The following is a 17,871-nucleotide window of genomic DNA, read 5'->3' on the forward strand; positions in this document are numbered from 1 at the left end:
GTGAACTCGGCTATTCCCGTGTGAACCGCGCGATCGACACAGCGTGAATCGAGCAATTTCGGAGAAGCGTCGCAAGGTCGCGGGTCCATAGCCTGGGGGCATGACGATCATCTCGAATGTCTCGCTCGTGACCGTGTACGTGACCGATCAGACCGAGTCCAAGCAGTGGTACATCGACAATCTGGGTTTCGTGGAGCGTTCCGACATCACCATGGGCGACAACGGCTTCCGCTGGGTGACGGTGGCGCATCCGGATCACCCGGAGCTGGAGATCACCCTGATGGTGCCCGGTCCGCCGCTCACCGACGATCTGGCCGAGGCGATTCGCCGCTCCATGGCCAATGGCACCCACGGCGCACTCGGTCTGCGAACCGAGAACTGCCAGAAGGCTTTCGAGGAACTCACCGCGAAGGGGGTCGAGTTCATCCAGCCGCCCGCCGAGCGCCCCTACGGCGTGGAGGCCATCATCCGCGACAACTCCGGCAACTGGCTGGTCCTGGTCGAGAATCGCGAATACGACCCGAGCAAGGGCGACTTCGGGCCGCAGTGACCCGATTCGGCCCGGTGACTCGGATCCGGCCCGTGGATGCGGGACCACCCCCGCATCCACGGTGCTCCGGGATCAGGCGTTCTGCGCGGCGAACCAGGATTCGACGGACTTGCGCTCGCTGTTCATGACCTTCTTGAGCAGGTTCTCGACCAGCGGCTCGATGGCCCCGCCCACCAGCGGGACCTTCACGTCGACCGTGCCGGTGGCCTCGATCTCGGAACCTTCGGCGGTGGGCCGCAATTCGAACGCGCCCGCCATCTCGGTGGTAATACCGCCGGAACGGCCGGTGAAGCCGCCCTTGGCGACGCCGTCGGTGAGCGGACCCCAGGTGTCGGTGCGCTCGAGCATGAGCTCGCTCTTGAGGACCTTCTTGACGATGCCGGGAATCTGGTCTTCGGGAGCCTTTTCGGTCATATGGATCTGAATGGTGCCGGGGCCGTCCGGGTGGGTGAGCTCCAGCGTGGCGGTCGACGCTCCTTCGAAGCGGGACTGCCACATCTCGTCATTGGTGAGTGCCCGGTGAAGATCTTCGACCGGAACGCTGTACTGCACGGTGAAGCTGAATTTTCGGGACATGGCGAAGACGGTAACTCAGCGATGGAATAGCCTGCTGAAGTGTCGGAAACTAGCCAGTCGCATAGCCCTGAACGGAGCCGGACGGTTCGGTTCAGGCGGGCCCGGATCGCGGTCGTCGTCACCGCGTCCGTGTTCAGCGTGCTGGCCGTACTGCTGGTGCTGGCCGCCTGGCGCGACGACCATCTGATCAACTCCGACAAGGGCGTGACCAGCGCGGAAGTGCTCTCGGCGGGCACCCTGCGCTCCGCGGTCATCTTCGTCACCCCCGACGGCGAGACCCACAACCCGAAAACCGGCGTGCTGTATCCGACCAAACTGACCGTCGGCGAACGCATCAATGTCGAATACCGCCGCAGCGATCCCGATCTCGTACGCGTGGCGGGTCGCGATGCGCGTGTCGCGATCATCCCGGCGCTGTCGGTCATCGTGGTCGCCTGGGCCATCGCCCTCCCCCTGCTGTGGCTCCTCGGCTCGCCCCCGACCCTGTGGTGGGGTGCGCTCTCGACGCGACTGCGCGCCGCGCGGGCGCGATCGTCACGGACCGGCACCGCCGGTTAGGGTGCGAAGGTGGCGAAAATCAGGCAGCGGGAATCGTTTCGGGCCCAGCTGGACAAGCAGCCGCACGAGGTCGCGTCGATGTTCGACGGGGTCGCGAAGCGGTACGACATCACCAATACCGTGATGACCGGGGGCATCGACCGCTACTGGCGGCTGGCGACCCGGAAGGCATTGGCGCTGCGGCCCGGTGAACGGGTGCTGGATCTCGCGGCGGGAACCGGTGTTTCGACCGTGGAGATGGCCAAGTCCGGTGCGTGGTGTCTGGCCGCCGACTTCTCCCAGGGCATGCTCGCGGCGGGGCGCTGGCGCAATGTGCCCATGGTGGCCGCCGACGGCATGGCGTTGCCCTTCGCCGACGAGTCCTTCGACGCGGTCACCATCTCCTACGGGCTGCGCAATATCGCCGATCCGGATCTGGCGCTGCGGGAGATGCTGCGGGTCACCAAACCCGGTGGGCGGCTGGTGGTTGCCGAGTTCTCCACCCCGACCTTCGCACCGTTCCGAACGGTCTACATGGAGTACCTGATGAAGGCGCTGCCGCAGGTGGCCAATACGGTCAGCTCCAATCCGGATGCCTACGTCTATCTGGCCGAGTCGATCCGGGCCTGGCCGAATCAGGCGCAGCTGGCGCTGCGCATCGCCGACGCGGGATGGTCGTCGGTGAAATGGCGCAATCTCACCGGCGGGATCGTGGCCCTGCACCGCGCGTACAAACTGGGCTGAAGCCCTGTGGTCTTGCTCACGGCAGCGGCCTGACCTGGCCTCACAGTCGAGAAATCCGACTGTGAGGCCGATTGTCATCTGGCGATAACGTTCGGTAAATCCGTCGCAACCCTGGCTGGTTTAACTCGGAACCATGCCGGATCAGACCGTTCCCCCGACGCGCACCCGGACCGCGTGCTCGTACTGCGGGGTGGGCTGCGGCATCACGGTCGAGACCCAGCCGGACGCGCGCGGGCTGCCGATCATCGCCAAGGTCAAGGGCGACAAGGACCACCCGGTCAACGCGGGCCGACTGTGCACCAAGGGCAATACGCACGCCGAGATGATGGCCGCGCCCGGGCGCATGGAGACCGCCTACCGACGTCCCGAGCGCGGGCAGCCCCCGGTTCCCATGCCGGTCGACGAGGCCATTCACGAAGCCGCGCAACGCCTTCGGGTGATTCTCGACACGCACGGGCCGGACGCCATCGCGCTCTACGTGTCCGGGCAGCTGTCGCTGGAAGCCCAGTACCTGGCCACCAAACTCGCCAAGGGCCACCTGCGCACCGTGCACATGGAGGCCAATTCGCGGCTGTGCATGGCCAGCGCGGCCAGCGGCTACAAGCTCTCGCTGGGCGCGGACGGGCCGCCCGGATCCTATGACGACCTCGACCACGCCGACCTGTTCTTCGTGATCGGCGCGAACATGGCCGACTGCCATCCGATCCTGTTCCTGCGCATGGCCGATCGGCTCAAGGCGGGCGCGAAGCTGATCGTGGTCGATCCGCGGCGCACCGACACCGCCGCGCGCGCCGACCTGTTCCTCCAGATCAGGCCCGGCACCGATCTGGCGCTATTGAACGGGCTGCTGCATCTGCTCGTCGAGAACGGCGATATCGACGCCGACTTCATCGCCGAGCACACCGAGGGCTGGGCGGCGATGCCGGACTTCCTGGCCGGGTACCGACCCGAACTGGTCGCCGAGGTGACCGGGCTGGCCGAGGCCGATATTCGCACCGCGGCCGCGTGGATCGGCGCGGCCGGGGAGTGGATGTCGCTGTGGACCATGGGAATCAACCAGTCCACGCACGGCACCTGGTCCACCAACGCGCTGATCAACCTGCACCTGGCCACCGGCGCGATCTGCCGGACCGGCAGCGGGCCGTTCTCGCTGACCGGCCAGCCCAATGCCATGGGCGGGCGCGAAATGGGTTATATGGGACCGGGATTGCCGGGCCAGCGCAGCGTGCTGTCGGCGGATGATCGGGCCTTCGTGGAGGAGATCTGGGGTCTCGAGCCGGGCACCATTCGCGACGAGGCCGGGCCGGGTTCCATCGAGATGTTCCGCGGGCTCGCCGACACCAGTATCAAGGCCGCGTGGATCATGTGCAGCAATCCCGTTGCCTCCATGGCGAATCGGCGCACGGTCATCGAGGGGCTCGAAGCCGCAGAGCTGGTGATCGCCCAGGACGTGTACACCGACACCGCCACCAATGCCTACGCCGACCTGCTGCTGCCCGCCACCCTGTGGGCCGAAGCCGATGGCGTGCAGGTGAATTCGGAACGCAACCTGACCCTGCTGCGGCGCTCGGTGGATCCGATCGGCGACGCCCGCCCGGACTGGCAGCTCATCGCGCAAATGGCGACGGCCCTCGGCTTCCCGGGCTTCGACTACGCCTCCAGCGCCGAGATCTTCGACGAGATCCGGCGTTTCGCCAATCCCGCCACCGGCTACGACCTGCGCGGCATCGACTACGCCGTGCTCGCCGACGGACCCGCCCAATGGCCCTGTCCGGATCCGGCCCGGCGCCGCAACCCGATTCGCTACCTGAACGACGGCGTCAGCCAGACCCCGTTCACCGACGAGCACGGCCACACCCCGCGCCTGGCGTTCGCAACCCCCAGCCGCAAGGCCATCTTCTGGCCGCGCCCGCACCTGCCGCCGGACGAGATGCCCGACACCGAATGGCCGTTCGTGCTCAATACCGGCCGTCTGCAGCACCAGTGGCACACCATGACCAAGACCGGGAAGGTGGCGAAACTGACCAAACTGAACGGCAAGCCCTTCCTGGAAATCCACCCGGAAGACGCCGCGCACCTCGAGGTCCACCCCGGCGATCAACTCGAAATCGCCTCCCGCCGCGGCCGCGCCGTCCTCCCCGCCCAAATCAGCGACCGAGTCCTCCCCGGCACCTGCTTCGCCCCCTTCCACTGGAACGACGAACAGGGCGAATACCTGACCATCAACGCCGTCACCAACGACGCGGTCGACCCCCTCTCCCTCCAGCCCGAATTCAAGGCGTGCGCGGTGCGACTGCGCAAGGTCGCCGCACTGAACACAACGACGCCGACCGATTCCGACAGCCTCGACGCGACGGGCCAGCGGTCCGCGATGTCATCGAATTCCACAGCCACGAACGGCGATTCGGTTTCCGTGGCTGGTTTCGGCGCATTCCCGAACATGTCCGCCGCGAGAGATGGTGCCGAGGCCCACCCGACCGAGAGCCGATCCGCCGAACCCCACCCACTGGCCGCGATGCTCGGCTTGGAGAGCGCCACCGCGCCGACGCTGAGCGAGGTCGAGCGCATCTACCTGGGCGGCTACCTGGCGGCCCTGCAAAGCCTGCCGGTGACGGGCGTCCCGGTGCTGCCGCCGACCGCACCGATCTCCGACCGCAGCCGCGCCTGGGTCGACGGTCTGCTCAGCGGCATGTACTCGCGTGCCGCACAGACTGTTTCACCGACAATCGCGCCCGGCCCGAGCACCGACGGCGTCGGCTTCTCCGGCAGCGACGCCGCGAATCCCCCGGCCGCGACTCGGACGGTGACGGTCCTATGGGCCTCGCAGACCGGTACGGCCGAAGACTTGGCCGCCGCCCTGACCACCTACCTGGTCGATCTCGGCTTCGAACCCCGCCTGCTGGTCATGAATTCCGCCGAACTGTCCGATCTGACCGGCGATGTCCTGATCATCACCAGCACCTTCGGCGACGGCGGCCCACCCGACAATGGCGCGGACTTCTGGAACCGCCTCAACGACAGCGCCATCCGCCTGACCGGCGTCCGCTACGCCGTCTTCGCCCTGGGCGACTCCTCCTACGACGACTTCTGCGGCCACGGCCGCAAACTCGACGAACTGTTCGCGAAGCGCGGTGCGACACGCCTGCTCCCCCGCGTCGACAGCGAGCCCGACCACGAGGATGCCTCCGCCACCTGGTTCGACGCGATCATCACCACCCTCGCCGACCGCGCAGATAATGCTGCCGCACAGGACGCCGCCGGTCAGGACAATTCGGGCGTGAAAGATGCTGACCTCCAGCGGGACAGGCACGTTGGACCTTCTCGGCCGCTCGGACTAGGTGAATTCACCGGCGCGGCGCACATCTACGGCGGTCCCGGAGGCTCCGAATGGGCGAGCACTGACGCGGCGGGGCGTGGGGCGACCGGTTCCGCGACGAGCGCCAACGACCGCATCCCTGACGACGCCGCTGGAGCCGATGGCGGTCCCGCCCACCCGGGCGGACCGGGGGGCAGATTCGGCGCGTCGGTCGTTCCGACTGGCGACAGTGCATCGAAAGGGCCGACGGGCGCCGCGGGCCGGGGTGGATACGGTGCGGGTGCGGTGAATTCCCGCGGACGAGGCGCGCAGAATGGCACCGGAATCGGCAGGTCCGCCACGCTTCTCGTCCCGGGCCGGGTGGGCGGGCGCGCTGCTGCACCCTTCACGAGGAATTCGCCGGTGATGGCGAAATTGGTGCGGAATGAGCTGCTTTCGCGGGAGGGGTCCGGGAAAGAGGTGCGGCAGTTCGGGTTTGATTTGGGGGATTTGGAGGCCACTTACGAGGTTGGGGATTCGCTCGGGATTCGGCCCGCGAATTGTGAGGCGCTGGTGGCGGAGTGGCTCGAGGTCACGGGGCTGGACGGCGGGCGGGTCATCGATGTCGAGGATGACGAGCTGACGCTCGCCGAGGCGCTGCGCACGCGGTACGACATCACGCGGGTGAGTAGGGATCTGCTGACGTTCGTCAATGAGCGCAATGCGAGTCCGCGGCTGGCGAAGCTGTTGCGGCGGGACAATCGCAATGAGCTCGAGGGGTATCTGTGGGATCGGCAGCTGGTGGACGTGCTGCGCGACTTCCCGGTGCGCGCGGATCTGGTGGAGTGGTTGGGGACGCTGAAAAAGCTGCAGCCGCGCCAGTATTCGATCTCGTCGAGCCCGCTGGTGCATCCCCGCGAGGTGCAGCTGACCGTGGGTGTGGTGCGGTACGGCGATCCCGCGGCCATTGGGTCGTCGGCTCGACGCGGCGGGGTGTGCTCGACGTTCCTGGCCGATCGCGTCGCGACCGAGGTGCCCATCTTCCTGCAGCGCGCACCGCATTTCCGTCCGCCGCTGGACCCGAACGCGCCCATGATCATGGTGGGCCCGGGCACCGGCATCGCGCCGTTCCGAGGCTTCCTGCAGGAGCGTCGCGCCCTCGGCTGCACGGGCCGCAACTGGCTGTTCTTCGGCGATCAATACGCCAGGGACAACTTCTACTACCGCTCCGAGCTCGAGGACATGTTCCGCTCCGGCTTCCTGACCCGCCTGGATCTGGCCTTCTCGCGGGATCAGCGCGAACGGATCTACGTGCAGCACCGCATGATCGAGCACGGCGCGGAGCTGTGGTCCTGGTTGCGCGAGGGCGGCCACTTCTACGTGTGCGGCGATGCGTCGCGCATGGCCAAGGATGTGGACGACACCCTGCTCGAGATCGCGCGCATCCACGGCAAGCTGAGCGAGGACGGCGCGCTGGCGTTCAAGAAGCAGCTGGTGGCCGAGAAGCGGTACGTGCGCGACGTCTACTGATCCTTGCGCCCGATTCCCGCCTCAGAAATCTGAAAACATGATATTCCTGACGCCATGTCGGTCCGGATCAGTCGAATCACCGCGCGGTTGGCGGTCGCTGCCCTCACCGCCGCCGCATCCTTGAGCCTGGGCGTCACCCCCGCCGGGGCCGATCCGGACCCCTCCGCACCGACCACCCTGCCCGGTGTCATCGTGCCCGACCTGAAGACCGAGGACGGCTCCTACATCAAGAGCGTGGCCGCCAAGGACGACCGCACCGTCACCTTCACCGTCTTCTCCGGTGCCATGAACCAGGTCTTCCCGGTCGACGTGCTGCGTCCCGAGGACACCTCGCAGGCGCGCCCCACCCTGTACCTGCTCAATGGCGCGGGCGGCGGCATCGACCAGGCCACCTGGCAATTGCGCACCGACGCACTGGATTTCCTGGCCGACAAGAACATCAATGTGGTGCAGCCCATCGGCGGCGCGTTCAGCTGGTACACCGACTGGCTCAAACCCGACAAGTCACTGGGTGTGAACGAGTGGTCCACCTACCTCGGCAAGGAACTGCCGCCGCTGATGGATGCCGCGCTGGGCGCGAATGGCGTCAATGCCATCGCCGGGATCTCGATGGCCGGTCTGCCCGTGTTGAATTCGGTCATCTTCAATCCCGGCCTGTTTCGCAGCGCGGCCGTGTACAGCGGCTTCTTCCAGACCACCACGCCGCAGGGCCGGGAATCCATCAAGATGGTCACCGAGCTCTACGGCGGCGGCAAGGTCGAGAACATGTGGGGGCCGGAGGGCGGGCCGCTGTGGGTCGCCAACGACCCCACCCTCAATGCCGAGAAACTGCGCGGCACACACCTTTTCATCTCCACCGGCAATGGCATTCCCGGCGCGTTCGATGTGCCGGGCGCGCGCGGGCGCATGGAATCCAACCCCGCCGACACCACCAAGACCGTGGCGCTGGGCTCGTTCATCGAGGCCAATGTGGCACTGTCCACGATCATTCTGCAGAAGCGCCTCGAATCCCTGAATATCCCCGCGACCTTCGAATTCCGCACCAGCGGCACCCATATCTGGGGCTACTGGCAGGACGATCTGAAGGCGTCGTGGCCGGTGCTGGCCGAGGGCCTCTACTCGGCCCCCTAACCGCCTAGACCACAGGCGGATTGAGCCGCGCGAAGTCGCCGAGCCGGTAGTACGGGTAGTAGGGGTACGGCGGGGTGACCGCGCTCGCCTTGTCCAGGCGGGCGATCTGCTCGGAGTCGAGGCTCCAGCCGACCGCGCCCAGATTCTGCCGCAACTGCTCCTCATTGCGCGCGCCGACAATGACCGTGGCCACGCTCGGACGCCGCAGCAGCCAGTTGAGCGCGATCTGCGGGACGGTGCGGCCGGTCTCGGCGGCCAGTTCGTCCAGCACGTCGACCACGTCGTAGAGCACCTCGTCGTCGACGGGCGGACCGGCCTCGGCCGTCTTGTGCAGGCGGCTGCCCGCCGGAAGCGGTTGGCCGCGACGGATTTTGCCGGTGAGCCGACCCCAGCCGAGCGGACTCCACACCACCGCGCCGACGCCCTGGTCGAGGCCCAGCGGCATGAGCTCCCATTCGTAATCGCGACCCACCAGCGAGTAGTAGACCTGGTGCGCGACATAGCGCGGGAAACCGTACTTGTCTGCGGCGGCAAGGGATTTCATCAGCTGCCAGCCCGCGAAGTTGGACGCCCCGACGTATCGGATCTTGCCCGCGCGCACCAGATCGTCGAGGGCCGAGAGCACCTCCTCGACCGGGGTCGCCGCATCGAAGGCATGCAGCTGAAACAGGTCGATGTAGTCGGTGCCGAGTCGCCGCAGCGAGCCCTCCACCGCCGAAATCAGCCGAGCCCGGCCCGATCCCGCGTCGCGCGGACCGGGCCCGGTGGGCAGCGACGCCTTGGTGGAGACGAGCAGTTCGTCGCGGCGACCCCGAATCGCCTCGCCCAGCACCTCTTCCGAGGCCCCGTCCGAGTAGACGTCGGCGGTGTCGAACAGGGTGACGCCCGCCTCCAGGCTGATGTCCACCAGGCGACGCGCCTGACGCGCGTCGGTATCACCCCAGGCCGAGAAGAGTTCCCCGCGACCACCGAAGGTGCCCGCGCCGAAACTCAGGGCCGGAACCAGCAGACCCGAAGCGCCGAGCCGACGGTATTCCATGACCACTCCTAACGGAACTACAGTTTCATTAACACGGGGGACGTTACACTCGTCTCGCCGCAAATGAAACTGGAGACCCGTTATGAGTCGTGACACAGCAGATTCGGCGACAGCCGTCTTCCCGGACCCCGCCGCACCGGGCTCGGTCCGCCCGGGCGGCCGCACCGCCCGGGTCCGCGAGGCCGTCCTGCGCGCCGCGGGCGATCTGCTGGCCGAACGCGGTTTCGCCGCCCTCGATCTCACCGAGGTGGCCGCCCGCGCCGAGGTCGGCAAGACCACCGTCTACCGCCGCTGGCGCACTCCCGCCGGACTGGTCGCCGACCTGCTGGCCGACATGGCGGAAACCTCACTCCCCCACAGCGATACCGGTTCGCTGCGCGGCGACCTCCTCGAAAATGCCCGCCTGGTCGCGAAAACCCTCACCGACTCCCGCCAGGGCCGCCTCTTTCGCGCCGTCATCGCCGCCGCCACCAGCGACGACATCGCCGCCACCGCCCTGCGCGCCTTCTACTCCACGCGCCTGACCGAGTGGTCCCCCTGTATCGAAGCCGCCATCATCCGCGGCGAGGTCCCACCCGAAACCGACCCCCGCGCAGTCCTTTCCGCCGTCTCCGCCCCGCTCTACTACCGCCTGCTCGCCAGTGGCGACCCGGTCGACGAGGCAGCCATCCACACCGCTGCCACGGCCGCCGCCCTCGCCGCCGAGCAAGGTGTATTCGCCCTCGCCACAGAGAAATCCCCGGGCTGAATCCCTCTTCGCCCGGTCGCTCCGGTGCGCTGATGGCCGGAATCCATCCCCCCACAATGAATCCCGGCCACGAGTGTGCCGGGATGGCGGGGGCGTACCCGATAGACACGCGGGCGTGGGCCGCCGGAAATGATCCGAGATGTGGCCGCCGGGATGGGCGAGGAGTGCCCCGGCGCGTGGCCAGCCGCGCGATACCCCGACGCACGATGCGGACCGCACGCGCGACCCCTCGCCGGGCGTGCGGGCCGAGCGTCTCGCGTCGGGTTACGTTGCCGCCCAGGCCGGATCGCGGCCGGTCAGGCCGACCACGCGATCGAGGAGGGGCGCTTCGGCCGGGATGTCGATGACCGGGCCGAAGAGGCCGGGGATGCCCTCGCGCGGGGTGTCGCGGAGGAAGCCGAGCAGGACCGCGAGGTCCTCCTGGGCGGGGCTGTAGGGCTGGCCGGTGGCGCGGGCCAGATCCCAGCCGTGAATCACCAACTCGTCCAGGGCGAAGATGGCCATTTGCGGGGCCGGGGCGAGGACGCCGCCGACCTCCGTCTCACCCACCCACGCCTCGGGTTCGCGCCAGGCGGCCACCAGCGCCTTCAGCTGGGCCGGAATCCGTTCGCGCCAGTCGGGCGCGAGGGGCGCGGGGCCGGGCGGCTGGGAGCGGCCGATCGCCTCCTTGGTCGCGCCCTGCCGGAAGCCCTCGGTGAAGCTGAGCACGTGGGCGAGCATGTCGCGCACGGTGATCTCCGAGGGCGTGCGGCGCTCGAAGTCGGCCTCGGTGACGCCGGAGACGACCGTCTCCACCGCCGTGGCGGCGGCTTCCATATCGAAGGCCGGTGTGGTCATGGTTCCTCCCGGGACGGTTGATCGAAGTGCATGCCGAACCACCGAGTGGCCCGGTCACAGAAGTGGACGGCCCGTCGCCGCCGAATTCATCGGTCGGTGCTGAACGCGCGCTGGAACGCAATGCCGATACTGCGCTGGATCGCGGTGCCGAATGTGCTTGCAGCCCCGTGTCGCAACCGGTTCGTTAGGTCGGAGCAGCGGCGAAAGTCGCTGGTGGGGAGGAGAATTGATAGATGAAGGGTGATCGTGTGGAGATCGTCGTGGATACCGGCGACGGATCTCGGAATTACGAAATCATCGCGACGCGAGCGGGCAGGCGGATCGAGACCCGCATTGCCCGCGGCATCGTGGAAGTCAGTGAAGTGACCCGAACCGGGAGTTCGGTACGCACCGCCCGGTTCATGGCCGGACGGGTATTGGCGCTGGTCGAACACCCCGCCGACGATGGGGCGCTGCCCGACGAGTGACCTTCGTCGGTTGCCGATCACGGCGAACAGGCGCATCCTCGACAGTGCCTGAACTGCACGGCCCGCCAACCCGGCAGAGAGGAGCATCCGATGATCGATCGCATCGATGAAGTGCCCGAGGCCGACTACGTAGAGCAGACCCTGCCCGCCTACCCCGCGGACGACGCGGAGTCCGAGACCCGCGATGCCGATCTCGCCGCGGTCCCCGCCGAGGACAATGGCTGGACCGCTTCCGAGGGCGACCTCGTCGAGCAGGCGATCCCGGTCCCCCTGGACGACGACCACGACGACGTCGGCGAGCAGTACTGACCGACGCCCGCCGCGATCCCGTCAACCCGTCGCGGCCAAGCTAACTCGACACGCCCGCCCGCACGGTGGCGTGCAATTCCCGCAGGCTCGACCTCTCGGTGGCGACCTCGAGCACCCGAATCCCATGGGCGCTCCCGGCCAGTTCGACCGCCAGCTCCGCCGGGTCGACCTGCCGGTGCGGAATCCGGTACGCCGCGCACAATGCGGCCAGATCCATACCGTGCGGTGTGCCGAAGACCCGCTCGAACACGCCCGCGTACTGCGGATCGCCCTGCTCCAGCAGCTCGAAGATGCCGCCGCCGTCGTCATTGGCGACCACGATGGTGAGGTCCTCCGGCCGCGGCTCGCCCGGCCCGATGAGCAGGCCCGACGCGTCGTGCAGGAAGGTCAGATCGCCCATGAGCGCAACCGTGCGCCCGGGATGGGTGAGCGCCGCGCCGACCGCCGCCGACACCGTGCCGTCGATACCGGCCACACCGCGATTGGACATCACCCGAATGCCGGGCCGCGGATGCGAGACCAGCGCCGCATCGCGCACCGGATTCGACGCGCCGAGCAGCAATTGATCGCCCTCGTGCAACGAGTCCATCACCACCGCCGCCACATGCAGGCCGGTCGGCTTCGGATGCCCGGCGAGTTCCGCGCGCACCACCGTGACGGCCTTCTCGTTCAGATCCCGACACTGCTCCAGCCACTCCGGCCGCGGCGCGCCATAGGTGACCGCGCGCGTGCCGGTGCCGACCACATTGCCCGAGACATCGGGCCAGCGCGGACCGGTCGTGAGCGCGTAGACGGTGACCTCGGGATCCGCCAGCACCTTCGACACCTGCCGATGCAGGGTGGGCCGTCCGGTGATGATGGCCTGCTTGGGCTTCAGCAGCGACAACGCCAGCGGATGCAGCGCCGGACCATGCATGGGCGCGGTCGGTTCGGCCACCGTGGGCAGTGCCGCGAGTTCGGACCGATGGCCCGCGCCGTGACCGGAGATGACCACCGTGTCCGGGGTCAGATCGATATCGAGCGGCACATCGAGGGTGGCGTATTGCGTTGCCGTCCAGGGCCGTTCGTCGGAGCGCCCGGGCGGCAGCGGATCACCCGCGACCAGGTCCGGGACCAGCGGTTCGCGCAGCGGGATATCGAAGTGCACAGGTCCGGCATTGCCGGAGCGGGTACCGCGGGCAGCGGCCAGCACCCGGCACACCGCCGAGCGCCAGACGCTGTTCTGCTTCGGGTAGAGCGGCTCGCCGGGTTCCGCTTCGGCCAGGCCGAGGCTGATGGCGGCACGCACCTGGCTACCGAAGAGTCCGAACTGTTCGACCGTCTGGTTCGCGCCGGTGCCGAGCATTTCGTAGGGCCGATTGGCACTCAGCACGATCAGCGGCGTGCGGGCGTAGTTCGCCTCGAGCACGGCCGGGCCGAGATTCGCCACCGCGGTGCCGGAGGTCATGACCACGGGCACCGGGCGACCGCTGGAGACCGCCAGGCCGATGGCCAGGAAACCGGCCGTGCGCTCGTCGATCCGCATGTGCAGGCGGATGCGCCCGGCCCGATCCGCGGCCTGTAATGCGAAGGCCAACGGCGCGTTTCGCGATCCGGGGCACAGGACGACGTCCCGGACTCCGCCGCGCGCGAGCTCGTCGACAACGACGTGCGCCTGTGCAGTCGAAGGATTCACACCCCCAGCCTCTCAGACAGCGGCCCGGCGCGCTGCGTCGCCCCGCTCACACCTATGCTGGCAAGTTAGGCTTTGCTAACCTAAGCCAATGGCGAAGCGCACCAAGCATGTCAAGCCCGAGCACCGCGAGATCCTCACCGCGGAAGTCCTGGCCAGCAAACGAATCAGCCCCAATTTCGTGCGGGTCACCGTGGGTGGCCAGGGGCTCGCGGGCTTCACCGCCATGGGCTTCGACCAGTGGTTCCGGCTGTTCATGCCCGGCCGCGACGGCAATCTGAAACTCCCCACCTCGGCCAGCAACCTGGGCTGGTTCGCGCAGTACCTCATGATGGGCAAGGAGCATCGGCCACTGACCCGCAACTACACGGTGCGCGACTATCGGGCCGCCGGTTTCGGGGAGTTCGGCAGCACGGCCGAGATCGACATCGACTTCGTCGCCCACGGCGACGACAGCCCGGCCTCCGCGTGGGCGAACAATGCCACGCCGGGCAATCGGGTCGGCCTGCTGGACGAGGGCATCATGTACCAGGCGCCGGACCATTGCGACTGGCATCTGCTGGTGGGTGACGAGAGCGCGCTGCCGGGCATCGCGGGCGTGCTGCGGTCGCTGCCACGCGAGAGCGCGGGCGCGGCGTTCATCGAGATTCCGCACGCCGAGGACGCGCAGGAACTGGGCGAACCGGCGGGCATGCAAGTGAACTGGCTGGTTCGCGAGGACGCGCACGCGGAAGTCGGCACATTGGCCGCGGCGGCCGTGGCGAAGGCGGACATTCCCGGCAAGGGCGTCTACGCCTTCGTCGCCGGTGAGCAGAAATTGGCCGCCGGGGTGCGGCGGCACCTCGCGCAGGAGCGGGAAATCCCCAAGACGGACATCACTTTCACCGGCTACTGGCGAGTCGGCAAGTCCCAGGGCTGAATTCGCGAGGGAGGTGGCTGCATTCGCGAGGAAGATGACTGTTCGCGGCCCCTCGCCGGGCCGCGAACCGGTCGGTCTCTAATTAACCAGCGTGCTTCTGCACCAGGTCACCCAGGCGCGGAAGAGCCTCGGCGACATGCTTCTTCGCCGACGAGCGCATGGAGTTGTAGACCTTGGTCAGCGCCGGGCGCGAGGACGCCGCGGCACGCGCGTCGGTCACCGACAGCAGCGCGTCGGCCACCTCGTCCTGCTTGGCGACCAGCAGATCGGCGAACGAACCCGCGCCACCGTTCTGGTACTCGGCCCAGTACGGCTCGAGCTGCTCGACGAACTTGGGCGCGAAGGACTCCAGCGCGTCACCCACGATCGAGGGGCTGACCTTCTTGATCGCGGCATAGCCGCCCTTGACGACGAGGCCCGACGCGCCGCCCTTGTCCGACACCTCCTCATCCAGAACCTTCTCCGCGTCGGCGATGAAGGCCGGACGCTTGGCGTCATCGAGCAGGGATTCAGACAGTGCTGCAACCACTTTCAGGTTCCTCCGGATAGTTTTTCGATGAACGAGCGCACGCAACTATACGCATCGGTGTCCCCGCACACACGATGCCAACGCGCCGCTACTGCCTCAGCAGCAACAGCACTGTAAGCCCTCCGCAATCGATTGGCAGCGTTTCACTTTCGGTGACCGCTCGGTCCACGTTCGTCGACGGCAAAGAGCAAGCGACCGATCGTGCCGTCGGACAACCGAACCCGCTGATAACCAGCGCCCTTATCGCATGGCCGAATTCCGCTTCCCTGGTCCGTGGTGACGCACTGAACACAGCACCGAACAGCGGTGGGCCTGCATCACCCGGAACGCCGGAACAGTATGTTCGGATCGTGACCTTCAATGCGAGTTTGTGGCGGCCCGTTCCGGGTTTCGAGAATCTGACCGACATCACGTATCACCGGCACGTCGAGCAGGGCACGGTGCGGATCGCTTTCGATCGCCCGGAGGTGCGGAACGCGTTTCGCCCGCACACCGTCGACGAGTTGTATCGGGCGTTGGATCACGCGCGGATGAGCGCGGATGTGGGTGCGGTGCTGTTGACCGGCAACGGGCCCAGCCCCAAGGACGGGGGCTGGGCGTTCTGCTCGGGTGGGGATCAGCGCATCCGCGGGCGCAGTGGCTACCAGTACGCCTCGGGGGAGACCGCCGACACCGTCGATGTCGCCCGCGCGGGTCGCCTGCACATTCTCGAGGTGCAGCGGTTGATCCGGTTCATGCCCAAGGTGGTCATCGCGTTGGTCAACGGATGGGCGGCCGGGGGTGGGCACAGTCTGCATGTGACCTGTGATCTGACCCTGGCGTCTCGGGAGCATGCGCGGTTCAAGCAGACCGACGCGGATGTGGGCAGCTTCGATGCCGGGTACGGCAGTGCGTATTTGGCGAAGATGGTGGGGCAGAAGTTCGCCCGCGAGATCTTCTTCCTGGGTCGGCCCTACACCGCCGAGGAGATGCACGCGATGGGCGCGGTCAACGCGGTGGTCGATCACGAGCGGCTCGAGGACGTCGCGTTGGAGTGGACCGCGGAGATCCTGGGCAAGTCGCCGCAGGCGATTCGGATGTTGAAGTACGCGTTCAACCTCCAAGACGACGGTCTGGTCGGTCAGCAACTGTTCGCCGGGGAGGCGACGCGGTTGGCATACATGACCGATGAGGCGGTCGAGGGCCGCGACGCGTTCCTGGAAAAGCGCGCACCCGACTGGAAGCCCTACCCCTGGTATTTCTGATTCACCGTGACCGCAAACACCCGGCTGCCATGCTGCACTCATGGAGATACTGAGCAGTCGGGTGATCCTGCGGCCGAGCGACTACGAGCGGACGCTCTCGTTCTACCGCGACGCCCTGGGTCTCGCCATTGCCCGCGAGTATCCGGGCGGGACGGTCTTTTTCGCCGGTCAGTCGCTGATCGAGGTGGCCGGGCACGGGCGCGCCGCCGACGCGCCGGGCGGATTCGCCGGTGCCCTCTGGTTGCAGGTGCGTGATTGTGACGACACCGCCGCGGAACTCACGTTGCGCGGCGTCCCGATCGACCGCGCGCCCGTGCGCGAGCCGTGGGGACTCGTCGAAATGTGGATCCGCGACCCGGACGGCGTGCCGATCGTGTTCGTGGAGATTCCGGCGAATCACCCGCTCCGGAGGGACATCCGGGGCGACTGAGCGCCACCCGACCCGCCTTAGCACGAAGGTAACTGTGAAACGCGCCGGGGGCACCGGTTAACGGAGCGTAAAGGGTATAGCGCAAACTGATCGGTGTGTCTGCCGAACTGCTCGTTCTGCTGATCGTTGTTTGCACAGCCTTGGCATTCGACTTCACCAACGGATTCCACGACACCGCGAACGCGATGGCCACCTCCATCGCCACCGGTGCGCTCCCGCCGCGTACAGCCGTACTCCTTTCCGGAGCGCTGAATCTGGTGGGCGCCTTCCTCAGCGTCGCCGTCGCCGCGACGGTCGCGGAGGGCATTGTCGACCTCTCGGAGGTGAGTGGTCGGGCCCTGCTCGACATCGTCTTCGCCGGTCTGGTCGGCGGCATTCTGTGGAATCTGTTCACCTGGCTGTTGGGTTTGCCGTCGAGTTCCTCGCACGCCCTGTTCGGCGGCATCATCGGCTCGACCATCGCCGCGCTGGGCTGGCACGGCGTCATCTGGGCCCACGGCAGCAAGGGCGTGCTCGCCAAGATCATCGTTCCGGCCCTGCTGTCCCCGATCGTGGCCGCGCTGGTGGCCGCCATCGCCTCCTGGGTGGTGTACCGGATCACCAAGGGCAGCAATGAGAAGACCGTGACACGCGGCTTCCGCTGGGGTCAGATCGGCACCGCCTCCCTGGTCTCGCTGGCGCACGGCACCAATGACGCGCAGAAGACCATGGGCATCATCTTCCTGGCGCTGATCGCGCACGGCTCGGCCAAATCCACCGATCAGATTCCGCTGTGGGTGATCGTGGCCTGCGCCATCGCCATGGCCGCGGGCACCTGCCTGGGCGGCTGGCGGATCATTCGCACGCTGGGCAAGGGCCTGGTCGACATCGCGCCGCCGCAGGGCTTCGCCGCCGAATCCACCAGTGCGGCGATCATTCTCACCTCGGCCCACTTCGGCCTGCCGCTGTCCACTACGCAGGTGGTGACCGGATCCATCCTGGGTTCCGGCATTGGACGGCCCGGCGCGGAGGTGCGCTGGGGCGTGCTGGGGCGCATGGTGACCGCGTGGGTGCTGACCCTGCCGCTGGCCGGTGTGGTGGGCGCGATCTGCTGGGGCATCCTGCACGGCATCGGCGGCACGGTCGGCGTGCTGGTGGTGTTCGCGCTGCTGATCGCCATGGCCGCGTTCATCTGGTTCCGGTCCAAGCGCGCCGAGGTGAACTCGCACAACGTCACCGACGACTGGGACGACGGGAAGGCCGCCGCGGCCCCGACCCGCCACGACAACCCGGCGGCGCGCCGCAATGACGACACCGTCGGAATCGGTTAGGAGA

At 67.6% G+C, this 17,871-nt stretch carries 17 protein-coding genes; 12 read left to right on the forward strand and 5 right to left on the reverse strand.

What is annotated here, in order from left to right; genetic code table 11:
- Window positions 1-106: 106 nt before the first annotated feature.
- Window positions 107-550 (forward strand): VOC family protein, encoded by a 444-nt coding sequence (locus VMT40_RS33440; protein ID WP_326363617.1) that lies wholly within the window; start codon window positions 107-109, stop codon window positions 548-550.
- A gap of 72 nt (window positions 551-622) precedes the next feature.
- Here VMT40_RS33440 and VMT40_RS33445 read toward each other — a convergent pair whose 3' ends face one another.
- Window positions 623-1,126: a DUF2505 domain-containing protein gene (locus VMT40_RS33445; RefSeq protein ID WP_326363383.1), complete on the reverse strand. Its 504-nt coding sequence runs from the start codon at window positions 1,124-1,126 to the stop codon at window positions 623-625.
- 39 nt (window positions 1,127-1,165) lie between these two features.
- On the opposite strand from VMT40_RS33445, the gene VMT40_RS33450 reads away from it, so the two are divergent.
- The 4 genes from VMT40_RS33450 (at window position 1,166) to VMT40_RS33465 (ending at window position 8,363) form a co-directional block, all read left to right on the forward strand.
- Complete coding sequence (locus VMT40_RS33450) at window positions 1,166-1,684, forward strand: DUF3592 domain-containing protein (RefSeq protein ID WP_442790097.1); 519 nt, start codon at window positions 1,166-1,168, stop codon at window positions 1,682-1,684.
- 9 nt (window positions 1,685-1,693) lie between these two features.
- The gene (locus VMT40_RS33455) at window positions 1,694-2,407 is read left to right on the forward strand and encodes a demethylmenaquinone methyltransferase (protein WP_326363384.1); all 714 of its coding nucleotides are present in this window, start codon (window positions 1,694-1,696) and stop codon (window positions 2,405-2,407) included.
- 133 nt (window positions 2,408-2,540) lie between these two features.
- Window positions 2,541-7,232, forward strand: a complete 4,692-nt coding sequence (locus VMT40_RS33460; protein ID WP_326363386.1) for a molybdopterin-dependent oxidoreductase — start codon at window positions 2,541-2,543, stop codon at window positions 7,230-7,232.
- Window positions 7,233-7,286: 54 nt separating this feature from the next.
- On the forward strand, window positions 7,287-8,363 hold the full coding sequence (locus VMT40_RS33465; RefSeq protein WP_326363387.1) for an alpha/beta hydrolase: 1,077 nt from the start codon (window positions 7,287-7,289) through the stop codon (window positions 8,361-8,363).
- 4 nt (window positions 8,364-8,367) lie between these two features.
- On the opposite strand, the gene VMT40_RS33470 is transcribed toward VMT40_RS33465, so the two are convergent.
- Window positions 8,368-9,402, reverse strand: coding sequence for an aldo/keto reductase (locus VMT40_RS33470; protein WP_326363388.1), 1,035 nt, complete (start codon window positions 9,400-9,402; stop codon window positions 8,368-8,370).
- A gap of 82 nt (window positions 9,403-9,484) precedes the next feature.
- Between VMT40_RS33470 and VMT40_RS33475 the strand changes: the two genes are divergently transcribed.
- Window positions 9,485-10,150, forward strand: coding sequence for a TetR/AcrR family transcriptional regulator (locus tag VMT40_RS33475; RefSeq protein WP_326363390.1), 666 nt, complete (start codon window positions 9,485-9,487; stop codon window positions 10,148-10,150).
- Window positions 10,151-10,414: 264 nt separating this feature from the next.
- On the opposite strand, the gene VMT40_RS33480 is transcribed toward VMT40_RS33475, so the two are convergent.
- Window positions 10,415-10,987 (reverse strand): TIGR03086 family metal-binding protein, encoded by a 573-nt coding sequence (locus VMT40_RS33480; RefSeq protein WP_326363391.1) that lies wholly within the window; start codon window positions 10,985-10,987, stop codon window positions 10,415-10,417.
- Between the two features lie 233 nt (window positions 10,988-11,220).
- Between VMT40_RS33480 and VMT40_RS33485 the strand changes: the two genes are divergently transcribed.
- Both VMT40_RS33485 and VMT40_RS33490 read left to right on the forward strand, forming a co-directional pair.
- Entirely contained in the window at window positions 11,221-11,454 is a 234-nt protein-coding gene (locus VMT40_RS33485; RefSeq protein ID WP_326363392.1) for a hypothetical protein, read from the forward strand.
- A gap of 90 nt (window positions 11,455-11,544) precedes the next feature.
- Window positions 11,545-11,763, forward strand: a complete 219-nt coding sequence (locus tag VMT40_RS33490; RefSeq protein ID WP_326363393.1) for a hypothetical protein — start codon at window positions 11,545-11,547, stop codon at window positions 11,761-11,763.
- Between the two features lie 40 nt (window positions 11,764-11,803).
- On the opposite strand, the gene menD is transcribed toward VMT40_RS33490, so the two are convergent.
- Window positions 11,804-13,438, reverse strand: a complete 1,635-nt coding sequence (gene menD, locus VMT40_RS33495; protein WP_326363395.1) for a 2-succinyl-5-enolpyruvyl-6-hydroxy-3-cyclohexene-1-carboxylic-acid synthase — start codon at window positions 13,436-13,438, stop codon at window positions 11,804-11,806.
- Window positions 13,439-13,526: 88 nt separating this feature from the next.
- Between menD and VMT40_RS33500 the strand changes: the two genes are divergently transcribed.
- Window positions 13,527-14,354 carry a siderophore-interacting protein gene (locus VMT40_RS33500; protein WP_326363396.1) on the forward strand — a complete coding sequence of 276 codons (828 nt, stop codon included), beginning with the start codon at window positions 13,527-13,529 and terminating at the stop codon, window positions 14,352-14,354.
- 82 nt (window positions 14,355-14,436) lie between these two features.
- Here VMT40_RS33500 and VMT40_RS33505 read toward each other — a convergent pair whose 3' ends face one another.
- On the reverse strand, window positions 14,437-14,883 hold the full coding sequence (locus VMT40_RS33505; RefSeq protein ID WP_326363397.1) for a DUF6918 family protein: 447 nt from the start codon (window positions 14,881-14,883) through the stop codon (window positions 14,437-14,439).
- A 350-nt stretch (window positions 14,884-15,233) separates the two neighbouring features.
- Here VMT40_RS33505 and VMT40_RS33510 point away from each other — a divergent pair, with 350 nt between their 5' ends.
- The 3 genes from VMT40_RS33510 to VMT40_RS33520 all read left to right on the forward strand — a co-directional run bounded on the left by VMT40_RS33510 (window position 15,234) and on the right by VMT40_RS33520 (window position 17,867).
- The gene (locus VMT40_RS33510) at window positions 15,234-16,127 is read left to right on the forward strand and encodes a 1,4-dihydroxy-2-naphthoyl-CoA synthase (RefSeq protein ID WP_326363398.1); all 894 of its coding nucleotides are present in this window, start codon (window positions 15,234-15,236) and stop codon (window positions 16,125-16,127) included.
- Window positions 16,128-16,167: 40 nt separating this feature from the next.
- Entirely contained in the window at window positions 16,168-16,557 is a 390-nt protein-coding gene (locus VMT40_RS33515; RefSeq protein WP_326363400.1) for a VOC family protein, read from the forward strand.
- A gap of 95 nt (window positions 16,558-16,652) precedes the next feature.
- On the forward strand, window positions 16,653-17,867 hold the full coding sequence (locus VMT40_RS33520) for an inorganic phosphate transporter (protein WP_326363402.1): 1,215 nt from the start codon (window positions 16,653-16,655) through the stop codon (window positions 17,865-17,867).
- Window positions 17,868-17,871 lie beyond the last annotated feature (4 nt).

It is taken from the genome of Nocardia sp. CDC160 (assembly GCF_035818795.1).
GTDB lineage: Bacteria > Actinomycetota > Actinomycetes > Mycobacteriales > Mycobacteriaceae > Nocardia.